This is a genomic window from Alcanivorax sp. MD8A, assembly GCF_002888555.1.
Taxonomy (GTDB): Bacteria; Pseudomonadota; Gammaproteobacteria; order Pseudomonadales; family Alcanivoracaceae; genus Alcanivorax.
Map to the genome: position 1 here is coordinate 109,906 of NZ_AQOQ01000006.1, position 23,704 is coordinate 133,609.

Consider the following 23,704-nt stretch of genomic DNA (forward strand, 5'->3'; position numbering starts at 1 on the left):
GTGTTGCGTGCAGGCGTTAGATATCCAGCAGCAGACGTGCCGGGTCTTCGATGAAGTTCTTCACCGTTACCAGGAATTGCACCGCTTCCTTGCCATCAATGAGTCGATGGTCATAGGACAGAGCCAGATACATCATCGGCAGGATCTCTACCTTGCCATCCACAGCCATGGGGCGTTCCTGGATCTTGTGCATACCCAGAATGGCGGTCTGCGGCGGGTTGAGAATCGGCGTGGAGATCAGGGAACCGAACACACCACCATTGGAAATGGTAAAGGTGCCCCCGGTCATCTCTTCAATGGACAGTTTGCCTTTCTGGGCTTTCTGACCGAAGTCGATGATCTGGGATTCCACTTCTGCCAGACCTCGCTGATCTGCATCACGAATCACCGGCACCACCAGGCCACGCTCGGTAGACACTGCTACACCCACGTCGTAGTAGCCGTGGTAAACAATATCGTCACCATCAATGGACGCATTCACCGCCGGGAAACGTTTCAGCGCTTCCACACAGGCACGGGTAAAGAAGCCCATGAAGCCCAGACGCACGTTATGGGCCTTCTCGAACTCCGGCTGGTAGTTCTTGCGCATCTCCATGATCGGCTTCATGTTGACCTCGTTGAAGGTGGTCAACATGGCCGCGTCCTGCTGGGCTGACACCAGACGCTCGGCAATACGCTTGCGCAGACGGGTCATCGGAACCCGACGCTCTTCGCGCTCACCCGGTGCGGCAGGCACTTCGGCGGTGGCGGGCTGCTGCGGTGCCGGTTGGCTGGCACGCTGCTCGGCTTTCTCGCCGATGGCCTTTTCCACGTCCTGCTTGGTGATACGGCCACCCTTACCGGAGCCGGACACCTGACTGGCAGCAATGCCGTGCTCGCTCATCAGCTTGCGAGCGGCAGGACCGGCCTGGTCAGACGCGCTGCTGTCGTCGCTGGCTTCAGCCGCCGGAGCAGCAGCCTCTTCCTTCTCTGCAGAGGCGTCCTTGGCTTCGGAAGAAGGAGCAGAACCGCTGGCACCTTCTTCGAAGTTGGCCAGAACCTGTTGGCTCTCAACCGTGTCACCTTCGCCAGCCAGAATCTTGCTGATCACCCCATCTGCGGGGGCCACTACTTCCAGAACCACTTTGTCGGTTTCGATATCCACCAGCAGTTCGTCACGCTTTACCGCTTCGCCTTCCTGCTTGTGCCAGGTGGCAACGGTGCCATCGGCTACGGATTCGGGAAACTGCGGGGCTTTGATTTCAGTCGCCATGACTAATCCTTATTTACTTGATCTCAAAGGCGTCCTGAACCAGACGCTGCTGTTGTTCGACGTGCAGGGACATGGACCCGGCGGCTGGCGCCGCGGCCATTTCACGACCTGCGTAATGCACCTGGGCGACACCCACCTGATACGCAACCCGGTACATGTGGTGTTGAGAGCAGTACCAGGCACCCTGGTTCATCGGCTCTTCCTGGCACCACACCAGGTGTTTCAGGTTCGGGTAGGTCTCCAGCACTTCTTTCAGTCGCTGCTCAGGGAACGGATAAAGCTGCTCCACTCGCACCAGAGCGGTGTCGGTGCGGCCATCGCTGTCCCGTTTTTCCAGCAGGTCGTAGTAGACCTTGCCGGAACACAGCACCACCCGGTTCACCTTCTCGGGATTCAGGTCCGCCTGGTCATCCAGCACGGTCTCGAACTTGCCCTGGGCCAGGTCTTCCAGAGAAGAAACGGCTTTCTTGTGCCGCAACAGGCTTTTCGGGCTCATCACCACCAACGGCTTGCGCAGCGGGCGTACCGCCTGACGACGCAACAGATGGAAGATCTGGGAAGGGGTGCTCGGCACACAGACCTGCATGTTGTGCTCGGCGCACAGTTGCAGGAAGCGCTCAAGACGGGCGGAAGAGTGCTCCGGGCCCTGCCCTTCGTAACCATGCGGCAACAGCATGGTCAAGCCACACAAACGCGCCCATTTGGCTTCACCAGACGAAATGAACTGGTCAATTACCACCTGGGCGCCGTTGGCGAAATCGCCGAACTGGGCTTCCCAGATCACCAGCGATTTCGGCGTGGTGGTGGCATAACCGTATTCGAAGCCCAGCACGGCCTCTTCCGACAGCAAAGAATCGTAGATGTCGAAGCGCGGCTGCTCGCCATAAAGATGCTGGAGGCCAACATATTGCTCGCCATCCTTCTGGTTGTGCAGCACCGCATGGCGATGGGAGAAGGTGCCACGGCCACAGTCCTGACCGGTCAGCCGAACATGGAAGCCCTGATCCAGCAACGACGCATACGCCAGCGTTTCCGCGTAACCCCAGTTCAGGGGCATGGCGCCAGCGGTCATCTTGCGGCGGTCTTCCACAATTTTCTTCACCTGACGCTGGGGCACAAAGCCTTCCGGCAGGGTTTCCAGACGATTGGCAAGATCCTGCAATTTTTTCAGCGCAGTCGAGGTATCCCAGTCATCTTCCACCTGGTGACCGATGTAGGGGGACCAGTCTACAAACAGTGCCTTGTTGGGCTCGCGCACCAGGGACTTCACCACGTGGTTCCCCGCATCCAGCATGTCGCGGTAATCATCCACTGCTTTCTGGGCTTCCTGCTCACTGATTACGCCTTGATTGATCAGGCGCTCAGCGTACAGGGTGCGAGTGGTCGGGTGGCTCTTGATCTTCTTGTACATCAGCGGCTGGGTGCCAGACGGCTCGTCCGCTTCGTTGTGACCAAGACGACGGTAGCAGATCATGTCGATCACCACGTCTTTCTTGAATTGCATGCGGTAGTCCACCGCCAGCTGGGTCACGAAGTAGACCGCTTCCGGATCATCCGCATTTACGTGGAAGATCGGCGCCTGCACCATCTTCGCGACGTCAGTACAGTATTCGGTAGAACGGGCATCTTCACGACGGCTGGTGGTAAAGCCCACCTGGTTATTGATGACGATATGCAGACTGCCTCCCGTGTAGAAACCGCGGGTCTGGGACATCTGGAAGGTTTCCATCACCACGCCCTGACCGGCAAACGCCGCATCACCGTGAATGAGGATGGGCACAACCTGATCACCGCCTTCATCATTACGGCGATCCTGGCGAGCACGAACGGAGCCTTCCACCACCGGAGAGACGATCTCCAGATGGGAGGGGTTGAACGCCATGGCCAGATGCACTTCGCCACCGGAGGTCAACACATTGGAGGAAAAGCCCTGGTGGTACTTCACGTCACCGGAGCCGGATTCGATGAAGCTCTTGCCATCGAATTCCTCGAAAAGATCCTTGGGGCTCTTGCCAAGGGTATTCACCAGCACATTCAAACGGCCACGGTGGGCCATGCCGATGACCATTTCCTTGGCACCATAGCTGCCTACCCGCTGGATCATTTCATCCATCAACGGAATCAGTGACTCACCGCCTTCCAGACCAAAGCGTTTGGTACCGGGGTATTTGCTGCCCAGGTACTTTTCCAGGCCTTCGGCGGCGGAGAGACGCTCAAGAATATGTCCCTTGATGTCCTTGCCATATTCGGGGTGACAACGAACGCCTTCCATGCGCTGCTGCAGCCAGCGTTTTTCTGCGGTGTTGACGATATGCATGTACTCTGCCCCAACGCTGGAGCAGTAAGTCGTTTGCAGACAATCAACGATTTCTCGCAGGGTGGCTTCCGGCTTGCCAATGAAAAGGTTGCCGGTCTGGAAAACGGTATCCAGGTCTGCCGGGCTCAGGCCATGATGCGCCAGTTCGAGATCAGGAACGTCTTCACGCTCCATCAGCCCCAGCGGATCCAGCTTCGCGACCTGATGCCCCCGGTTGCGGTACGCCGCAATCAGATGCAACACCCGCACCTGGCGCCGTTCATGCTCAGTGCTGACAGCACCGGCACCGAACTTTTGCACCCGGGAGCGATTTTTGGCTTGAAGCAGGAAATATTCGCGTACAGCCGCATGGGGAACGTCAGATTCGACGGCGGCATCAACACTGGGGAGTTTTTCGAAATAGACGCGCCAGTCTTCTGGCACAGAATTAGGATCGGTCAGATAGGATTCGTACAGTTCATCGACATAGGCAGCATTGGCTCCTCCAATGTGCGAGGACTGCCATTGTCGCTGCATGGAACTGTCTTGCATTTTAGCTCGTTCCTTCCGCGGGAAGGATGTCACACGCTGTGGTAAGTGTAACTGCGACCACAGGGGAGTGACCCTGTTCCCGTACGCTTCTGTTTGTCAGGAGCAACGCCTTTTAAGCCCTGCTCCACCCACAAGATACAACAAAACCCTGCTTAGGCCGGGTAAGGCCATGACAGGTCGATGCCGTATCTCTCGAGGGGTTGCCTCGAACGCTGCCTAGTGTAGCCCTTTTATTGCGGTTTTGTTAGACATCGATTTCATAAATTCATTTATGAATCAGTCTCTTCTTGACCACAATTGGCAAAACGTCGAATAGACAGAGAAATTCAACGCCAAGCCGTCATTTACAAACAAAAAAGGCGGCCATGACGGCCGCCTTTTTCTGCAGGGTCAGATGCCCCGCTCCAGCAACATGGAACGGATATGACCGATGGCCCGGGTCGGGTTAAGACCTTTAGGGCAAACACTCACACAGTTCATGATGCCGTGACAGCGGAACAGGCTGAAGGGGTCGTCCAGTTTGGACAGACGCTCTTCAGTGGCATTGTCGCGGCTGTCCGCCAGGAAGCGGTAGCTCTGCAACAGCGCCGCCGGACCCAGGAACTTGTCCGGATTCCACCAGAAGCTCGGGCAGCTGGTTGAACAGCAAGCACACAGAATACATTCATACAGACCGTCGATCTTGGCACGCTCTTCCGGAGACTGCAGACGCTCGATGGCCGGAGCCGGAGTGTTGTTCTGCAGGTACGGTTGTACCTTTTCGTACTGGTTGTAGAACATGCCCATGTCCACCACCAGGTCACGAATGACCGGCAGACCCGGCAGCGGGCGCAGGATCAGGGGTTTCTTGCCTTCCAGTACACCCGGTGCCACCTGGGACAACGGAGTGATACAGGCCAGGCCGTTCTTGCCGTTCATGTTCATGCCATCAGAGCCACATACACCCTCACGACAGGAGCGACGGTATGCCAGGGACTGATCCTGTTCTTTTACCAGAGCCAGGATGTCCAGCACCATGAGGTCTTTACCCTGGGTATCAACCTCATACTCCTTCATGCTCGGCTCGCGGTCCGTTTCCGGATTGTAGCGATAGATACTAACTTTCATCGTAGTACTCTCCGTTAGTAGGTCCGAGCCTTGGGCTGGAAAGTGTCGACCGTCTTCGGTTTGAAGTTCACGTCACGCTTGCCCAGCTTCTTGGCTTTCGGGTCGAAGATGGAGTGGCACAGCCAGTTCTCATCGTCACGATCCGGGTAGTCGTAGCGGGAATGGGCGCCACGGCTCTCGGTACGACCTTCAGCAGCAATCGCCGTCGCTTCAGCCACTTCCAGCAGGTTGTCCAGCTCCAACGCTTCGATACGCGCGGTGTTGAACGGTCCGCTCTTGTCTTCCAGGTGGGCGTTGGCGATACGCTTGCGCAAGTCTGCCAGCTTGGCCACACCTTCTGCCATCAGGTCGCCCTTGCGGAATACACCGAAGTGGTTCTGCATCACGCTCTGCAGTTCTTTGCGCAGGGCAGGAACAGACTCGCCACCGGTAGAGGATTCCCAGCGGTTCAGGCGCGCCATGGCCTCGTCGATGTTGGCATCGGTCGGCTCGTACTGGGTCATGCCCTGACGGAGCTGATCTTCGATGAACAGGCCTGCCGCACGACCAAATACCACCAAATCCAGCAGCGAGTTACCGCCCAGACGGTTGGCACCGTGTACTGATACACAAGCGACTTCACCCACCGCGAAGAGACCGTTAACGAACTGGTCTTCACCTTCGTGACCGCCAGACAGCTTGATGGCCTGACCGTGAACATTGGTAGGGATACCACCCATCATGTAGTGACAGGTCGGCACTACCGGGATCGGCTCTTTCACCGGGTCGGTCTGAGCGAAGGTAATGGCCAGTTCACAGATGCCCGGCAGGCGGCTGTGTAGCACTTCTTCACCCAGGTGGTCCAACTTCAGGAATACGTGGTCACCATCCGGACCGGCACCACGGCCATCCAGAATTTCCATCATCATGGAGCGGGCAACAACGTCACGGGACGCCAGATCTTTGGCGTTCGGCGCGTAACGCTCCATGAAGCGCTCGCCGTCCTTGTTGATCAGGTAGCCACCCTCGCCCCGGCAACCCTCGGTTACCAGTACACCGGCGCCGGCGATGCCGGTCGGGTGGAACTGCCACATTTCGATGTCCTGCACCGGCAGGCCAGCGCGCAGGGCCATGCCCACGCCGTCACCGGTGTTGATCAGGGCATTGGTGGTAGAGGCGTAGATACGGCCGGAACCACCGGTGGCAAAGACGGTGGCCTTGGCCTTGAAGAACACGGTCTCGCCGGACTCGATGTCGATGGCGATCACACCACAGACATTACCTTCATCGTCCTTCACCAGCTCAGCGGCGTACCACTCGTTATAGAACTGGGTGCCGTTCTTCAGGTTCTGCTGGTACAGGGTGTGCAGCAGCGCGTGACCGGTACGGTCAGCAGCAGCACAGGTACGAGCAGCCTGACCGCCCTCACCGAAGTTCTTGGACTGACCACCAAACGGGCGCTGGTAGATACGGCCTTCTTCAGTACGGGAGAACGGCAGACCCATGTGGTCCAGCTCGAAGACCGCTTCCGGGCCAACATTACACATGTATTCGATCGCGTCCTGGTCACCGATGTAATCGGAACCTTTGACGGTATCGTACATGTGCCAGCGCCAATCATCGTTGGGATCGGCAGACGCGATCGCACAAGTAATACCACCCTGGGCGGATACTGTGTGCGAACGGGTCGGGAATACTTTGGAAATCAGTGCGGTTTTGAAACCGGACTGGGCCATCTGCAGGGAGGCGCGCATACCGGCACCGCCGCCACCTACAACGATAGCGTCAAATGTAATAGTGCGAATGGACATGGATTACGCCCCTCCCCAGATCAGAACCAGACCCCACAACAGGTAAACGATCAGCGCCAGTGCGATTACCAGTTGGGCAATCAAACGCACCGCGGTGGCCGCTTTACCAAAGGTCAGGCTGGTCAGGTAGTCAGTGGTTACGCCCCACAGACCTACCCAGGTATGTGCAGCAACAGCGATGACCAGCAGAGTATTGGCGATCTGCATGGCCACACAGCCCATGAATTCCTTCCAGCTGCCGTAGTCCAGGTCGCCCGCGGCGACCAGATAGCCCAGCATACCAATCAGGTAAAGGCCGATAATGACAGCGGAAACACGCTGGATGAGCCAGTCGTACAGGCCGTTACGGCCCAGACTCGTTACAGGGGTTACCATATCCAGCCTCCTACCAGCAGAATCAGTACCGCAGAAATGATGAACACCAGCTTGGCGCCGCGACGGCCGCCTTCCAGGGTTTCACCAACGCCGGTATCCATGATGAGGTGGCGAATACCTGCCACCAGGTGATACAGCAATACAGCCAGAATGGCCCATACCACCAGCTTCACCAGCGGGGAGGTCATCAATGCTTTCAGGTCCGCAAAGCTCTCGGGAGACGCCAGGGAGCGATCCAGCATCCACAGCAGAATCGGCAGTGCCAGGAAGATGGCAACGCCGGTTACACGGTGGGTGATAGATGCTATAGCCGTGACCGGGAACTTGATCGTGCTCAGATCGAGGTTAACGGGTCGCTTGTCGTTCACGGTAGCCTACTTATAGCCGGGCCCCATTACAGATCGGGGCGGTTGTCGGGAACTCGGGGGGCTCTGTACAACGCCTTGCTTGCTCAGCGTGGCCTGAAGCGTGCAGCTGTTGTGTCTTGTCTCGACGGTCAGGGTGGATTCCTTTCCTAGAGACAAGGCGCAGCAGATGTGCGCTTCAGGCCGCGCCCTTCGGGTCTTTCAGGCTGATCCACACTCGTTGTGGCACTTTCTCGACAGGCAACCAGCATGCCTTCAAAAGTGCGCCTAGATTGTGAATCAGCCTGATAAGACTGAGCATGCAAGGCGTTGTACAGAGCCCCCCTTGGTAGCGTAGCTGAGATCAGAACAATAACTCTGATCTCAACAAGCTGCCTGGGCCGGGGTGGGCCCTCAGCAAAACACCACCGGTGATTTGCCGGGCGGCAGTATATCGCCGCATCCAGCGCAAAACAAACGCTGCGCACCATTCAGGTACAATCGCGTTTACCTAAGACATTGATATACAAAGACGCACCTCATGAGAGCGTGAACATTCATGCTGCACCACGGTGAGGCATAAATGTCACATCTGCGTAACACGCTGTTTACCCTACAAAAGTCTGACCCGCCGGTTCCCGGGTTCGCGTTGACAAAGGTGTGTCAAAACTTTACCTTCCACCGCGCTTTGGAGGACCTTCCCTGCCTGACGAAGTCTTTTCTGTGACTTCACAGAGGAAAGTTCCCTGTCCGCCAATGGAGAGATTCCCATGACCGAGAAGAAAGCCACTCTGAGTGTTGATGGCAAAGGCCTTGACCTTCCCATCTACTCCCCGACCCTGGGCCGCGACGTTATCGACGTGTCCTCCCTGGTAGCCAACGGTGTTTTCACTTTTGACCCTGGCTTTACCTCCACCGCTTCCTGCGAATCCAAAATCACCTTCATCGACGGTGAAGTAGGCAAGCTGCTGCATCGGGGCTACTCCATCGAGGAGCTGGCAGGCAAATCCGATTACCTGGAAGTGTGCTACACCCTGCTCTACGGTGAGCTGCCTTCCGCTGAACAGAAAGAAGAGTTCGTCAGCACGGTGAAGAACCACACCATGGTTCACGAGCAGATCCGCAACTTCTTCAACGGCTTCCGCCGTGATGCGCACCCGATGGCCATCATGTGTGGCGTGGTTGGCGCCCTGTCCGCCTTCTACCACGACTCACTGGACATCAATAACCCGCAGCATCGTGAAATCACCGCGTACCGCCTGATCGCCAAGATGCCCACCATCGCGGCCATGTGCTACAAGTACGCTCTGGGCCAGCCTTTCATGTACCCGCGCAATGATCTGGGTTACGCAGAAAACTTCCTGCACATGATGTTCGGCAACCCCTGCGAAGAGTCCAAGATCAGCCCGACCCTGGCCAAGGCCATGGACCGCATCTTCATCCTTCACGCCGATCACGAGCAGAACGCGTCCACCTCTACCGTCCGTCTGGCCGGTTCCTCCGGTGCCAACCCGTTCGCCTGTATCGCTGCAGGCATCTCTGCCCTGTGGGGCCCGGCACACGGTGGCGCCAACGAAGCCGTACTGAACATGCTGGATGAGATCGGTTCCATCGATAACATCGAGACCTACATTGCCAAGGCCAAGGACAAGAGCGATCCGTTCAAGCTGATGGGCTTCGGTCACCGCGTTTACAAGAACTACGATCCACGTGCCACGGTAATGCGTGAATCCTGCCACGAAGTACTGGCCGAGCTGGGCGTAAACGACCCGCAGCTGGAACTCGCCATGAAGCTGGAAGAGATCGCCCTGAGCGACCCCTACTTCAAGGAGAAGAAGCTGTTCCCGAACGTGGATTTCTACTCTGGCATCATCCTCAAAGCCATCGGCATCCCGACCTCCATGTTCACCGTAATCTTTGCCCTGTCCCGTACCGTGGGCTGGATTGCGCACTGGAACGAGATGATCTCCAACCCGTACAAGATTGGCCGTCCGCGCCAGCTGTACACCGGCGAAGCCGAGCGTCCGTTCGTACCGGTCAACGAGCGCAAATAAACGCTTGCTGCCGACCACAAAAAAACCGCCTTCGGGCGGTTTTTTTGTGGTCATTTCTCCGGCTTGGCTCCCATGCAGCGCGCCGTGGCTCCGTCTTTCCTGGTGTGTAGGCGGAGTGGTATGTGGTGTTTGCCAAGGCTCTGGAATCTGTACCTCGCTTAGGCTCGGATCGCCATGCGAGCCGTGTCCTTCATAGGCTCTGGAATTCTTACCTCGTTTAGACTCGGATCGCCATGCAAGCATGGCTCCTACCGGGTGCCCGGGTTATTTGTTGGCGCCGAACTCAACGATCTGGAAGGCGTTTCCGTTCTTCTAAAAAAATCCGGAACTATTTTGGGTTTGCCCTTCCAATCAAGCGCAGCTTGTAGCTTGTAGCTTGTAGCTTGTAGCTTGTAGCTTGTAGCTTGTAGCTTGTAGCTTGTAGCTTGTAGCTTGTAGCTTGTAGCTTGTAGCTTGTAGCTTGTAGCTTACAGCTCACAGCTCACAGCTCACAGCTCACAAAGTTTGCCAACCCTGCCCCACCATGCAAGCATCCTCCTTCCGCTTGCAGACAACCCCGATTCTCATGAAAAAAATTATTGTGTTCGTCGTGATTGCCGCCATCGCCGCTTACTTGCTGTTCTGGCCCGTTCCCATTGAACCGGTGGCCTGGCAAGCGCCGCAGGCGCCGGCACTGGAAGGGCCCTATGCCGTCAACGACAAGCTCGCCAACGTGTCTCAATTTGGGCAGGGGGAAGGTGTCGGCCCGGAGGATGTAGCCATTGATGACAACGGCTATTTTTATGTTGGCTATGACGACGGACGCATTGTCCGCTTTGACCCGGATGGCAAACATCCCGACCTGATAGCCGACACCAAAGGCCGGCCACTGGGTCTGGACTTTGACCCCGCTGGCAACCTCATCGTGGCCGATGGCTACAAGGGCCTGCTCAGCATCGCCCCCAGCGGAGCCATCAAAGCGCTCAGCCAACGCGCTGAGGGTATCGACTTCGGCTTTACCGATGATGTGGACGTGGACAGCAACGGCATCGCCTATTTCACCGACGCCTCCAGCAAGTTTGGCCCAGCCATGAAAGCCCGTGACGACGTACTGGAGCACGGCGGCCACGGCCGCTTTCTGCGCTACGATCCCGCTACCGACACCACCGACGTGCTGCTGGATGGCCTGCAGTTCGCCAATGGTGTAGCCCTCTCACAAAACGAAGACTTCGTACTGGTCACCGAAACCGGCAACTACAGCGTGGTCCGCTACTGGCTCAAGGGCGACAAGGCCGGCACCCATGATATTTTCTTCGATAACTTGCCGGGCATCCCCGACGGCATTTCTGCCAACGGCAATGGCACCTTCTGGGTTGCCCTGTTCAGCCCGCGCAATGCCATGCTCGACAGCATGTCCGACAAGCCCCTGCTGCGCAAAGTGGCCTTCAGGCTGCCCGAATTCCTGCAGCCTCAACCCGCCCATCATGCCTTCGTACTGGGGCTCAACGAACAAGGCCAGGTGACACACAACCTGCAGCACAACGCCCCTGAGGCTTTCGCCCCGATTACCAGCGTCGAACAGGTTGGCAATACCCTCTATCTGGGTAGCCTGACCGCATCTGCCTTTGCTGCTTATGTCCTGCCGCAGACACCTCAAACGACGCCTGACACCCAGGGAGGCGCCCAATGAGCTCGTTACGCGCCGCCTTTATCGGCCTTGGCACCATGGGTTTTCCCATGGCTGGACACCTGGCCAACGCCGGCCTCGCCATGACGGTGTACAACCGCACAGCAAGCCGGGCAACCCGGTGGCAACAGCAACACTCGGGATCGACGGCAGATAACCCTGCTGCTGCGGCGGACGGCGCTGACCTGGTCTTTGTCTGCGTTGGCAACGACGATGACCTGCGACAGGTGACCCTGGGGTCTGAAGGCGTGCTGCAGACCCTCAAGCCTGGCGCCATTCTGATCGACCACACCACCGCCAGCGCCGCCATGGCACGGGAGTTGTCACAGGCTTGCCAGGACCGCGATGCGCATTTCATGGATGCCCCGGTTTCCGGTGGCCAACAGGGCGCCGAAAACGGACAACTCTCCATAATGTGCGGCGGCAACCCTGCCATTTACCAGCGCGCCCTGCCCGTGCTTGAGCACTACGCCAAAGCCTGCAACCTGCTGGGCCCCGCCGGCAGCGGGCAGCTTACCAAAATGGTGAATCAGATCTGTGTTGCCGGGCTCGTTCAGGCACTGTCTGAAGGCGTGGCTTTTGCTAACAACGCCGGACTGGACGCGAAAAAGGTCTTCGAGACCATCAGCCAGGGCGCGGCCTCATCCTGGCAAATGATCCACCGTCACCAAACAATGATTGACGACGAGTTCGATCACGGTTTCGCGGTTGACTGGATGCGCAAGGACCTGGATATCTGCCTGCAAGAAGCCGCTCGCAACGGCACCCCTCTGCCAGTGACATCCCAGGTCAACGATTTCTATCGGGAGCTCCAGGCCATGGGAGGCGGGCGCTGGGACACGTCCGCCCTGCTCCGCCGCCTGACACGAGACGAATGACCGGATCGCACCTTAGTTGACCTGTTTTTCTGCCCCCTTTTCGGGCACAAGGGCCTTGGCATTCTCGCTGGCAAGCCGCCGTGCCACGTTTTCGGGCAGCGCATTCAGCAAAGGCAGATAGCTCTCCATTTGTCTCGAAAGGCTGTCAAAATGCCCGACAAGGTCACTGCCAAGCGTAAACCTGCCCGGATATTGCTCGATCAGCGCGACCCAGTCAGGATCTGCCTTGCCATCGTCGAGCACATAGTGATCCTTCACACTCCAGGACAGGTCCACATACAGGTTGTCATAGCGCGCCAGTAACGCCTCAAGAATGGGAACCAGCGTTTTCAATGGCGGCTGCTTGTCCTCCACTCCGCCACTGGTACCCGCGTGAGCCAGCACGAAACGGGTGTCAGGGTTCCCTTCCAGCGCCTCTTCCAGCTCCTGCAGATAAATCGGCGTCTCCTCCCGCAGGGAGGTGAGGTTGCTGTGTAGCAACACTGGCAGGCCGTACTCTGCCGCCACCTCATACACCTGCATCAGGGCCGGGTGGTTGGCCCGTGGCGTCTCGCCCTCGGTCAGCGCAGTCAGCTGGTCATGGCGGGTAAGAACCTCACCGATGCCAAACCACATCCCTGGATAGCGCTCGATCAACGCCTCAATCTGCCCTGCAGCATGCAAATCCGTGGGATTGAAACCACTGATAAACGGTTTGATTCGCTGACGTTGCTCAGGCTCAAGACCGGTAATGGCTTGGGCAACAATGTCATCGGTAGCGCTGTAGTAATACAGCGGGGACTCATCCCCCAGGTAATAGCGCGGCTTGCGGGGAGCATCCGCCTGCCACTTTTTCATGACCGGCAACCCAAATAACCAGACCTGATCCACGCTGGCGCGGTCCATCGCCGAGATCAGCGCCTCTGTCCCCTCACTGTCCTGCATGAAATCCACGTAGTGCAGATGTGCATCCACAAAGGACAAGTGGTAACGATTTTCCGCCTGACTGGCACAGGCAACATTCAGGCTCAACAACGTCACCAGCACACCATGAGCAAGCCAGCGCAGGGGCGATTCCGGCATTCCTGCAATCCTTTTCTGATTCACTTGATTTCAAAAGACCGCCCAGCCGGTCAGGAGTTCGACACTGATCCCGGTGACAGACAACATTTTACACAATGTCTATTTATGGACATTTAACTTAAATTATCCCAATATAGACATCATTAATCCTCCTGACGCTAACGGAGAGACCATGCAAACCGCCACACAACCTCGCCCACAACCGCTGGACGATCACGCCCGTCACGCCGCCCTGCGTGCGGTACTCACGCTGCTGGGGCATTGGCAATGCACGGAAAAGGAAAAGATGGCATTACTTGGCGTAGGCCGCTCGACCCTGCACAAGTACCAGAGTCAGCCTGACAGCGCCCGAGTCAGCCAGGATTTGCTGGAACGTCTCAGTTACCTGCTCAATATCCACCAGGCTCTGCGTACCCTGTTCGGCAACAAGGAAAACGTCTACGGCTTTGTGCGCATGGCTAACCATAATCCGTTTTTCAATGGCGCCAGCCCCATGGACATCATGAGCGCAGGGACTGTCGCTGCCCTGTATGAAGTCCATCGACAACTGGACAGCCTGCGGGGCGGCCAATGGGGTTAGCCAACCTGCCCCGTCAGGCGTTTCACAAGCACACAGCCTATCGTCTGGTGAATGGCAAATACCCGCCGATTCACATTTTCGATGATGTGGCCGACCAGGCAGATTTTGACGCTCTCTATGCGGTTCAGGCGCTCACCAACCCCCGCTTACAACATGAGATTGGCGACCTGAATCGGGTCCCCGCCGAACAGCGGCCCTGGGGAATTCCTGGCTGCAACTACGCACTGGGCCCCTTTGTGCACATCAACCCGGAAGGCTCACGGTTTTCCAGTGGAACCCATGGAGTGTTCTATTGCGCCGACAAGATGGCCACGGCCATCGCCGAGACACGCTATCACCAGGAACGCTACTTCCGTAATGTGGATGGCCTCAAGTACGACCGCATTGTCATGCGCGGTCTGACCACACAATTTTCCGCCACCCTGGTGGATATCACACCTGCCAGCCGCCACCCCGAATGGCATGCCCCCAATGATTACCAGGCAGCCCGAGCCCTGGGGGAGCAGGTGATCAGCGAACAGGAGGCGGGCATTCACTATGAATCCGTGCGAGCCCCGGGCAACCGTTGTCACGCCCTGTTCAGCCCCCGGATGATTGAATCTGTTATCCCCAGCCAGCATTACGAGTACATCTGGGATGGCGAACACATCTCTCATGTGCTCACCATCCGCCGCTTTATCGGCACCTGAATCCGCACCCACATGACAGAAAGCAGGCTCCAGGGATTTCGGGGTGAGACAGGCATGACAAGAGAGAGGCTGGCAACAACCCAATAAAAAAGCCCCACTCTTTCGAGTGAGGCTTCTTTATGTGGCGTCCCCTAGGGGAGTCGAACCCCTGTTACCGCCGTGAAAGGGCGGTGTCCTGGGCCACTAGACGAAGGGGACGTGTTTGGTGGAGCTAAGCGGGATCGAACCGCTGACCTCAACACTGCCAGTGTTGCGCTCTCCCAGCTGAGCTATAGCCCCAGAGTCACCAATGGAACACGATGCGTCCCGGTTGGTGCGGCGTATTCTACCGGCCACCCCCAACCTGTCAAGCGACATCAAGTGGTTTTTTTCAGAATGAAGTCCGTTTGGCTACATTCTGGGCAAGTTGCTGAAAAACTGGGCGAAAATCACCACCTCAGCCGTAGGAGCGTCGCTGGCGGCGCGATAGCCCAACCTCAGAAGCGAGTTACGAAAACCTTTCCACGAGAAATACGTTTTTGCTCTTCGAAACTCGCTTCTCGCAACTCGCCACTATGGTGATCGCGCTGCCAGCGACGCTCCTACCGTCAAGCCTCAACCCACCGGCAGGTCCCGGTACGCCTTCTCCAGCTTCTTCATCTGCTTCTTGGACACCCCGCCCAACACCTCGATGGCATTACGCAAGCGCGCGCGACTCACATCGGAGCCAATGATCTCCATGGAATCCACCACCGAGAAGCTGGCACTGGTGCCCGCTATGGCAATGAATACCGGGAACAGGAAGTCCTTGATCTTCACCTCGAGTGCATCGGCGATGGCCTTTGCGTCCGCAAACAGGCCATCACGCTGCCAGTCACTGCGCGCCTCATAGGTCCACAGCAGATATTGCAGCCACACTTTCATGTCATCCGCGGTGTACTGCTTGTGTTCGAAGCTCGCCTCGCTAATGGCCGGCATGCCGTTGAAACAGAATGCCGCCTTGTCCGCCACTTCGGACAGCGTCTCTACACGCTGACGCAGGTGGGGAATGATCTTCATGGCGTAATCGCGGTTGTATGCCCAGCTCAGCAGGGAATCCAGAAACTGCTCATCACTCTGATCGCGCAGCCACTGGCCGTTGAGCCAGCTCAGTTTTTCCACATCGAATACCGGACCACCCAGAGACACCCGCTGAATATCAAACGCGTCCTGCATTTGCGCCAGTGAAAACTTCTCGCTCTCATCAGGCATGGACCATCCCATGCGGCCGAGGTAATTCACCAGCGCTTCCGGCAGATAGCCCATGCGCTGATAGAACAGGATGCTGGTGGGGTTCTTGCGTTTGCTGAGCTTGGACTTATCCGGATTCCGCAGCAGCGGCATATGGCACAGCACCGGCATATCCCAACCAAAGTACTGGTACAACAGTTTGTGTTTGGGGGCGGAGTTGAGCCACTCTTCACCACGGATCACGTGAGTGATTTCCATCAGGTGATCATCGACGATATTGGCCAGATGATAGGTAGGCATGCCATCGGACTTGAGCAGGATCTGCGCATCCACCAGGGCCCAATCCAACTCCACCGTACCGCGCAACATATCCTCGATCTCGCAGCGGCCGTCCACCGGTACGCGCATGCGGATAACGTAGGGCGCACCCTGCGCCTCGCGTTTGGCCTGCTCGTCGGCAGGCAATTCCAGATCCTGCGGTTTCAGCGCCCGGTTCTCGCCTTTTTCTTTCAGCTCAGCGCGCAACACATCCAGCTCTTCACTGGTGCGATAGCACTTGAACGCATGCCCCTTCTCGATCAGCGTCTCGGCATACTCGCGATACATGCCCTTGCGCTCGCTCTGGCGGTACGGACCGTGGGGGCCGCCCACATCCGGGCCTTCGTCCCAGGTCAGCCCCAGCCACTTGAGCGAATCGAGAATCATCTGCTCGGACTCCGCGGTGGAGCGTGTCTGATCGGTATCTTCGATACGCAGAATGAACTGGCCACCGTGCTGTTGGGCAAAGCAGCGATTGAACAGGGCAATGTAGGCGGTGCCGACGTGAGGATCACCGGTGGGCGACGGGGCAACGCGGGTGCGAACAGTCATGCGGACTCCAATAAGGCAAACTGGCGCGGATTATACCTGTCTAAACACGCACCATATAGACAAGGCACCACGGGTTTCTGATATGGTTGTGACAGTTTAATGATTCCCGTTCACGTTGTTGCCGACGTCTGCCCGTCGGCAACAAGCCATTCACTGGATTCAACTTCATCAAGGAAAAGACCATGCGTATCCCTTTCCAACGTTCTGTTCTGGTCGCTTTGGTAGCCAGCGCTACTCTGCTGCAGGCCTGCTCCGAACAACCCGAGCCCGCCAAGGAAGACAGCAAAACCGCCGCGCCCGCTGCCACCGAACAACATGCAGCACACGAAGCAGAGGCTCCCAAGGCTAGCGGCATTACCCGCAGCACGGCACCGGAAGGCGCCAAGGTCTTCTTCGTTTCCCCCCAGGATGGAGCCACCGTCAGCAGTCCGGTCACGGTTGAATTCGGCCTGGAAGGCATGGACGTCGTGCCCGCCGGCACCGATCAGGAAAACAGTGGTCACCATCATCTGCTGATCGATCTGGATGAAAAGCCCGCCATGGACATGCCTCTGCCCGCCACCGAGCACGTCGTGCATTTCGGCAAAGGCCAGACGTCCACAACACTGGAACTGGAACCCGGCGAGCACACCCTGCAACTGCTGCTGGGTGACTGGCGCCATATTCCCCATGATCCGGCGGTGATGTCACAGGAAATCACCATTACCGTGGAATAAACCACACACCAAAAGGGCCTCATTCGAGGCCCTTTTGGGTATTGCAGGTATTAGCTATTAACCGCAGGTGCCCCGGTTCCCCTGTCACCCTGCCCCGTATCAAGGGCCCAGCGGTTGGCTCGCCGAAACGCCTGAAAATCATTAAACCGCACCCCCGCCTCACGCATCACCTGATGCGCCCGCTTCATCGTCAACTGGCGTATCCAGAAGGGTTCACGCACCACAAAGTGGTGAATGCCATGGGTCTTGCCCACGTTGAAACTGAACAATTGCAGCGGAAACAGGAACCAGGCATCCAGTACCTGGGTTTCCTGAATCAGATTGCCACGCTGCACATCGCCAAAATAATGCATGTTGCTGCTCAGGAAATTCAGGCAGAACGTACGCAGAATGTTGGGAGCAACCCATACCACGACTGCCACATTCACCACGGACATGACCTGGAGCCAGGTAGCGGACCATTGCGGGGCGAACACAGCATCAACAAAGTGGAAACCAAGGAACAGGTACCACATGCCCCAGCTCAGAATACCCAAAGGAAACAGTGCGCCGCCCACGTAACCCACATACCAGATTTTCTGCCGCCAACCCGGTTGCGCCAGCGTGTGCATGGCAATGGCAAAAGGCAGATCGGCCAGCATCAACAAACGCAGAAGGCTCCACGGCTGCCCATTGGTAATCGCCCGCTCTTCGATATCCTCTTCCTGGCCGGAGTTCTGGTGATGATTCAAATGCGCCGAGCGTCGAACCCAGGGTCTTACTGTGGTGGGCCGGGCTATCAGCCCCAGAGCCAGCATCAGATGATGTGCCCAGGGCGTCTTGCGAAAGTACATCCAGTGAATCAGATCATGCTCCAGCTCATGAATGATGGAGGCCAGTACCGCATTGATCACAAACGCAGCCCAACCCGGCAAACCACCCATCACATAGGCGTACCCCGTCAGTACCATTGCCGACAAGCAACTGGCCATCACCAGTGCACTCAATGCGCTTTCGTACTTGCGCTGCAGAACAGGATACCTGGCCCGCAAACGCTCCCCCTCCCGCATGATTTCCTGACGAACATAATGCGCTTTGCGCGCATGCTCAGGCGCATCAGCACGATTACTGAATCGTACTGACTGAGCCAACTGAACCGCCTGGGCGGTTTCCTCCGACGGCTTAACCGGCGAATCACTCATAACCACACTCCATCAACAGCAGAACCCGAATGGGCTGCCCAAAAGTCCCTGTGCCCGTCAGCTAGCAAGCTGACACCACACTCCCCCATGAACTGCCCGCGCAAACAGACAACTCAAAGTGCATATATTTTCTCATCGATAAATGACATCGCCGCTGTCGGAAAATGACGCGAACAACCAACCAGGACAAGGGGCTAACTTGACAGATGATACGGTGGATAACGTTCAGGAGATGGCCGATAAAACCGTGAAAAACCGTATAAAAAAAGCAGAAAAATAAAGCCAGCGGACAACCGTATTGCTCTATTGTCAGACGGGAAAAGGCGCGGCAGATCGCATTTTTATCACGTGCAGGCCTGCATGAAACTCGTTGTTACAACCCGGGCCGGTACAGGCCATTGCAGCACTGCACCGGTCAACCTTTCCGATTACCGCAGCAACAGGTGTGGCACTTTCGCTTCACGAATCATCTTGTTGGTAGTGCTACCAACAAAGAATTCACGAATTCGGGAGTGGCCGTAAGCCCCCATCACGACCAGATCCACGTTGTGGCTCTGCTGATAGGCATGCAACGCTGGCTCAACCTCGCCTTCCAGTTGCGCACTGGTGACCTGATGTCCTGAGTCGCTCAGTTTGTCTGATGCCCATTGCAAGTCTTCGGATTTCCCCACCGACACCAGGTGACAATCCAGCCCTTTGAACATCGGGCTGTCGGCCAGCATGGTGACGCCCTTGCGGGTGGTCTCGCTGCCGTCATAAGCCAGCATGATAGTCTGCGGAGGGGCAAACTCCCCCGTGGTCACCAGGATCGGGCGACGAACCGCACGAATCACCCGCTCCACATTGTCTCCCACCTGGGCCCCAACGCCGTTATGCTCTTCGCCCTGTTTGCCAATCACCAGCAGCCGCATGCCGTCTTCCAGTTCCACCAGCGTATCCACCAGATCACCATGGCGCTGACGGCTTGACGGCTCGCTCACGCCGGCGGCCACTACCCGGGCATGCGCAGCCTCGAGCATCACCTTGCCCTGCTCAAGCGCCAGACGGTTACGCCGGGCGTCGAGATCTGCCAGTTCCTGCATCAGATGCTCTCGGCCACCCAGCGCAAGATTGCCACTATAGTCAGCCGTCACCGGGTAGCGGGAATGATCCAGTACATGCAGCAGGTCCAGGGGAGCATCCAGCCGCTGGGCCGCCCAGGCAGCATAGTCGCAGACCGTGGCAGACGCGGTTGAGCCATCGATGCAGGCTATTACGTTAGTCATGTCCTCTCCCTGGCTCAGTGGCCGCCCATCAGTTTTTCAACTTCTGCCGGCTTGTCGTGTACGCCGAACTTGTCCACCAGCGTGGCGCTGGCTTCGTTCAAACCGGTAATGTCGACCTCGGTCCCTTCGCGGCGGAATTTGATCACCACCTTGTCCAGTGCACCAATGGCAGTAATGTCCCAGAAATGGGCGCGGTGGACATCAATAGTGACCTTATCAATGGCTTCCTTGAAATCAAAGGACTTCACGAACTGGTCGGCAGAGGTGAAAAACACCTGCCCCACCACCTCATACATGCGGTGGCCATCATCCGCATGTTGCGTAGCTTTCACATAGAAAATACGGCCCACCTTATTGGCATAGAACAGCGCGCTGAGCACAACACCGATACCCACACCGATGGCCAGGTTATGGGTCGCAACGGTGGCGGTCACGGTGGCCAGCATCACGATCGTGCTGCTGGGCGGATGCTTGGCAATATTGGTGATGGACTCCCAGCTGAAAGTGCCGATGGAGACCATTACCATCACCGCTACCAACGCAGCCATGGGAATCTGCGAGACCCACTTGCCGAGAAACACCACCAGCACCAACAGAAAGCAACCGGCAAACAGGGTCGAGAGCCGCTTGCGCCCCCCGGATTTCACATTAATCACCGACTGGCCAATCATGGCGCAACCGGCCATGCCGCCCAGAAAACCGGAGAAGATATTGGCAATACCCTGCCCCTTACATTCGCGATTCTTGTCACTCTCGGTATCGGTCAAGTCATCCACAATCGTGGCCGTCATCATGGACTCCAGCAGACCAACCACTGCCAGGGCCAGGGAGTACGGGAGGATGATTTTCAGCGTTTCCAGATTCAGCGGAATGTCGGGCAACAGGAAGATCGGCAGGCTGTCCGGCAGCTCACCCTTGTCGCCCACGGTAGGGACATCCAGCCCCAGGAACATGGCCACCCCGGTGATCACGATGATACAGATCAGCGGTGACGGCACTGCGGTGGTCAGCAGTGGCAGCAGATAAATGATGCCTAGGCCCGCCGCCACCATGACATACACGTGCCAGGTCACCCCTTCCAGTTCGGGCAGCTGAGCCATGAAGATCAGGATAGCCAGGGCGTTCACAAACCCCGTCACCACCGAGCGCGACACGAATCGCATCAGGTTGCCAAGCTTGAGAAAACCGGCAATAACCTGTAACCCACCAGTCAACACCGTAGCCGCCAGCAAGTACTGGAGACCGTGATCTTTCACCAGCGTCACCATCACCAGCGCCATGGCGCCAGTCGCCGCAGAGATCATCCCGGGTCGCCCACCGGCAAAGGCGGTCACCACGGCGATACAGAAAGAGGCATACAACCCCACTTTGGGGTCTACACCGGCAATGATGGAGAACGCGATCGCCTCCGGAATCAGCGCCAGCGCCACCACGGTACCGGCCAGCAAATCTCCGCGGAGGTTGCTGAACCATTCCTGCTGGATAGAACGAATCATCGACAAACCCTGTTAAGCTGGAAAGCGGCCCAAATCGGGCCCGGAAAGGGCGCGGAGTCTAGCAGATCGGCCCCTTGCGCAACAGGCAGGCCATCGGCAGGTCTACGCGAAACGCCCCCAACATGCGACAATGCGTCCCCGTTTCGCCGACCGATAGCCGTTGATGACAGACGCCGCCCCACAGCCCCTGGACCGCCGCCTCAGCGTGGCCCCCATGATGGACTGGACCACCCGGGATTATCGCTATCTGGCACGCCTGATCACCCGGCATACCCTGCTTTACACCGAAATGGTGGTGGCTCAGGCCATCCTGCATGGTGACCGTGACCGTTTCCTGTCATTCAATGATGAAGAGCACCCGGTCGCGCTGCAGCTGGGCGGCAGTGACCCGCGGCAACTGGCTGAAGCCGCCCGCATCAGCGAGCAGTATGGCTACAACGAGATTAATCTGAACGTGGGTTGCCCGTCAGATCGGGTTCAACAGGGCAAGATCGGCGCCATCCTCATGGCCGAACCTGAGCTGGTGGGTGAATGCGTGGAAGCCATGCAGGCTGTCGTTTCCGTACCGGTCACGGTAAAGACCCGCATCGGCATCGACGACCAGGACGATTACGACTTCCTGTTCCGATTTGTGGAGCAGATTGAGCGGGCCGGCTGCACCAGCCTCACCATTCATGCCCGCAAGGCCATACTCTCCGGACTTTCGCCCAAGGAAAACCGCGAGATTCCCCCACTCATTTACCAGCGTGCCTACGCAATCAAGCAGGCATTTGCACACATGGAGATCATCCTTAACGGCGGAGTGAAAACCCTGCAGGAAGTTCATGATCACATGGGCGAAGTGGACGGTGTCATGATTGGGCGCGAGGCCTACCAGAACCCGTATTTCCTGGCCGATGCCGACCAGGTGGTATTTGGCGATGCGCGCCCTGTCCCCAGCCGTCGCGAAGTCGCCGAGCAGTTCCTGCCCTATCTCGAGCGCCGTTACGCCCTGGGCCATGCGCCCAAGCATGCCCTGCGCCATATCCTCAACCTGTTTCAGGGTGAGCCCGGTGCGCGCAAGTTCCGGCGTCACCTGAGCGAGAACATGCACAAACCCGGCACAACCCCACAAGTGCTAATGGACGCTTTGGCGCAACTGCCTTAGCCTGTAAGCATGATATCTCTCCATAGGAGCGGCGCTTATCCCGCGACAAACGGTTTCGGGTCACAACTGGCGATATCACAAGGCGTAATCAACATCCGTTATCGCAACACATCGCCATGTCATAGTGACTTTAAGACTTCGCGGCTCAAGCGCCGCTCCTACGGTTTAGAAAGCACCCTGTCATCGTTGGCCTTTAATCTGCATCCGACATGACACCACAAGGAACGGAAACCGTGAACAAACGCGAACAGCTCGCCCAATGGACCTCTCTGGTGGCAGATACTGGCGACCTCGACATGATTGCCGCTCTTGCCCCCGAAGATGCCACTACCAACCCGTCCCTGCTACTGGCTGCCGCCAAAGACGAACGATACCGGGGCCTGCTGGAACAGGCCGCCACCCTCTGCGAAGAACTCGGCCATAAAGGCGAAATGGACTGGCTGACAGATATCTGTGCTTGCCTCGCGGGCCAGGCCATCCTGGAGCGCGTGCCCGGCCTGGTCTCCACTGAAGTGGATGCACGCCTGTCATTCGATACCCGAGCCACCGTAGAAAAAGCCCGCCGGTTGATGAGCATTTACCGGGAACTGGATGTGGACCCCTCTCGTATCCTGATCAAGATCGCGGCCACCTGGGAAGGCATACAGGCCGTGCGAATCCTTGAAGAGGAAGGCACACGCTGCAACGTCACCCTGGTCTTCAATCAGGCGCAGGCACTGGCAGCCGCGGAAGCCGGCGCCACACTGATTTCCCCGTTTGTCGGCCGTATCTACGACTGGTACCGCAAAAGCGGTATGGATATCGCCACCGCAGACGACGACCCGGGCGTCCAGTCCGTGCGAGAAATTTACCGCACCTTCAAGGCCCGGGGGCTGGAAACCATCGTCATGGGCGCCAGCTTCCGCACCGCCGACCAGATCGAAGCCCTTGCCGGTTGCGACAAGCTCACCATCAGCCCGGCGCTGCTGGAGGAACTTGCCAGCCGCGATGGCACTCTTACTCAGGTACTGGATGCGGAACTGGTTGCACCGGAAAGCGACTGGACCCCGGTCAACGAGCCCGCCTTCCGCTGGCAAATGAACGACGACCCCATGGCCTGTGATCTTCTGGCGGACGGTATTCGCCGCTTTGCCAAAGATCAGCAAGCCCTGGAAACACTGCTGACATAAGGAAAC

The 23,704-nt window shown here is 57.6% G+C and carries 19 protein-coding genes and 2 tRNA genes; 8 read left to right on the top strand and 13 right to left on the bottom strand.

Going from position 1 to position 23,704, the window contains the following annotated elements:
• Positions 1-16: 16 nt before the first annotated feature.
• The 6 genes from odhB to sdhC all read right to left on the bottom strand — a co-directional run bounded on the left by odhB (position 17) and on the right by sdhC (position 7,740).
• A complete protein-coding gene (gene odhB, locus A15D_RS04985; protein ID WP_102791015.1) occupies positions 17-1,252 on the bottom strand; it encodes a 2-oxoglutarate dehydrogenase complex dihydrolipoyllysine-residue succinyltransferase in 1,236 nt (411 codons plus the stop codon).
• 13 nt (positions 1,253-1,265) lie between these two features.
• A complete protein-coding gene (locus A15D_RS04990) occupies positions 1,266-4,100 on the bottom strand; it encodes a 2-oxoglutarate dehydrogenase E1 component (protein ID WP_102791016.1) in 2,835 nt (944 codons plus the stop codon).
• 390 nt (positions 4,101-4,490) lie between these two features.
• Positions 4,491-5,207, bottom strand: coding sequence for a succinate dehydrogenase iron-sulfur subunit (locus A15D_RS04995; protein ID WP_022986642.1), 717 nt, complete (start codon positions 5,205-5,207; stop codon positions 4,491-4,493).
• 14 nt (positions 5,208-5,221) lie between these two features.
• Positions 5,222-6,997 (bottom strand): succinate dehydrogenase flavoprotein subunit, encoded by a 1,776-nt coding sequence (sdhA, locus tag A15D_RS05000; RefSeq protein ID WP_102791017.1) that lies wholly within the window; start codon positions 6,995-6,997, stop codon positions 5,222-5,224.
• Between the two features lie 3 nt (positions 6,998-7,000).
• Positions 7,001-7,372: a succinate dehydrogenase, hydrophobic membrane anchor protein gene (sdhD, locus tag A15D_RS05005; protein ID WP_102791018.1), complete on the bottom strand. Its 372-nt coding sequence runs from the start codon at positions 7,370-7,372 to the stop codon at positions 7,001-7,003.
• Complete coding sequence (gene sdhC / locus A15D_RS05010; RefSeq protein ID WP_022986645.1) at positions 7,366-7,740, bottom strand: succinate dehydrogenase, cytochrome b556 subunit; 375 nt, start codon at positions 7,738-7,740, stop codon at positions 7,366-7,368. Before sdhC ends, sdhD begins: the two co-directional genes overlap by 7 nt.
• 746 nt (positions 7,741-8,486) lie before the next feature.
• Between sdhC and gltA the strand changes: the two genes are divergently transcribed.
• The 3 genes from gltA to A15D_RS05025 all read left to right on the top strand — a co-directional run bounded on the left by gltA (position 8,487) and on the right by A15D_RS05025 (position 12,314).
• Positions 8,487-9,770, top strand: a complete 1,284-nt coding sequence (gltA, locus tag A15D_RS05015; RefSeq protein ID WP_022986646.1) for a citrate synthase — start codon at positions 8,487-8,489, stop codon at positions 9,768-9,770.
• 565 nt (positions 9,771-10,335) lie between these two features.
• Positions 10,336-11,439, top strand: coding sequence for an SMP-30/gluconolactonase/LRE family protein (locus tag A15D_RS05020; RefSeq protein ID WP_102791019.1), 1,104 nt, complete (start codon positions 10,336-10,338; stop codon positions 11,437-11,439).
• Positions 11,436-12,314, top strand: a complete 879-nt coding sequence (locus A15D_RS05025) for an NAD(P)-dependent oxidoreductase (RefSeq protein ID WP_102791020.1) — start codon at positions 11,436-11,438, stop codon at positions 12,312-12,314. The genes A15D_RS05020 and A15D_RS05025 overlap by 4 nt, the downstream gene beginning before the upstream one ends.
• Before the next feature lie 12 nt (positions 12,315-12,326).
• On the opposite strand, the gene A15D_RS05030 is transcribed toward A15D_RS05025, so the two are convergent.
• Positions 12,327-13,376: an amidohydrolase family protein gene (locus tag A15D_RS05030; protein WP_102791021.1), complete on the bottom strand. Its 1,050-nt coding sequence runs from the start codon at positions 13,374-13,376 to the stop codon at positions 12,327-12,329.
• Positions 13,377-13,548: 172 nt separating this feature from the next.
• Between A15D_RS05030 and A15D_RS05035 the strand changes: the two genes are divergently transcribed.
• A complete protein-coding gene (locus tag A15D_RS05035; RefSeq protein ID WP_022986650.1) occupies positions 13,549-13,956 on the top strand; it encodes an MbcA/ParS/Xre antitoxin family protein in 408 nt (135 codons plus the stop codon).
• Positions 13,947-14,645: an RES family NAD+ phosphorylase gene (locus tag A15D_RS05040; protein ID WP_102791022.1), complete on the top strand. Its 699-nt coding sequence runs from the start codon at positions 13,947-13,949 to the stop codon at positions 14,643-14,645. The genes A15D_RS05035 and A15D_RS05040 overlap by 10 nt, the downstream gene beginning before the upstream one ends.
• 122 nt (positions 14,646-14,767) lie before the next feature.
• Here the strand turns inward: A15D_RS05040 and A15D_RS05045 are convergent.
• From A15D_RS05045 to gltX, 3 genes are all read right to left on the bottom strand, one after another.
• Positions 14,768-14,843, bottom strand: a tRNA-Glu gene (locus A15D_RS05045).
• A 5-nt stretch (positions 14,844-14,848) separates the two neighbouring features.
• Positions 14,849-14,924 (bottom strand) — tRNA-Ala (locus tag A15D_RS05050).
• A 315-nt stretch (positions 14,925-15,239) separates the two neighbouring features.
• On the bottom strand, positions 15,240-16,724 hold the full coding sequence (gene gltX / locus A15D_RS05055) for a glutamate--tRNA ligase (RefSeq protein ID WP_022986653.1): 1,485 nt from the start codon (positions 16,722-16,724) through the stop codon (positions 15,240-15,242).
• Between the two features lie 182 nt (positions 16,725-16,906).
• Here gltX and A15D_RS05060 point away from each other — a divergent pair, with 182 nt between their 5' ends.
• Entirely contained in the window at positions 16,907-17,440 is a 534-nt protein-coding gene (locus A15D_RS05060) for a DUF4399 domain-containing protein (RefSeq protein ID WP_102791023.1), read from the top strand.
• 50 nt (positions 17,441-17,490) lie between these two features.
• Here the strand turns inward: A15D_RS05060 and A15D_RS05065 are convergent, their stop codons facing one another.
• The 3 genes from A15D_RS05065 to A15D_RS05075 all read right to left on the bottom strand — a co-directional run bounded on the left by A15D_RS05065 (position 17,491) and on the right by A15D_RS05075 (position 21,382).
• A complete protein-coding gene (locus A15D_RS05065; protein ID WP_199175772.1) occupies positions 17,491-18,621 on the bottom strand; it encodes a fatty acid desaturase in 1,131 nt (376 codons plus the stop codon).
• A 428-nt stretch (positions 18,622-19,049) separates the two neighbouring features.
• Complete coding sequence (locus tag A15D_RS05070; RefSeq protein ID WP_102791024.1) at positions 19,050-19,886, bottom strand: universal stress protein; 837 nt, start codon at positions 19,884-19,886, stop codon at positions 19,050-19,052.
• A gap of 14 nt (positions 19,887-19,900) precedes the next feature.
• On the bottom strand, positions 19,901-21,382 hold the full coding sequence (locus tag A15D_RS05075; protein WP_102791025.1) for a SulP family inorganic anion transporter: 1,482 nt from the start codon (positions 21,380-21,382) through the stop codon (positions 19,901-19,903).
• Between the two features lie 163 nt (positions 21,383-21,545).
• Here A15D_RS05075 and dusA point away from each other — a divergent pair, with 163 nt between their 5' ends.
• On the top strand, positions 21,546-22,529 hold the full coding sequence (gene dusA / locus A15D_RS05080; protein WP_102791026.1) for a tRNA dihydrouridine(20/20a) synthase DusA: 984 nt from the start codon (positions 21,546-21,548) through the stop codon (positions 22,527-22,529).
• 233 nt (positions 22,530-22,762) lie between these two features.
• Complete coding sequence (locus A15D_RS05085; protein WP_022986658.1) at positions 22,763-23,698, top strand: transaldolase; 936 nt, start codon at positions 22,763-22,765, stop codon at positions 23,696-23,698.
• Positions 23,699-23,704: the final 6 nt, after the last annotated feature.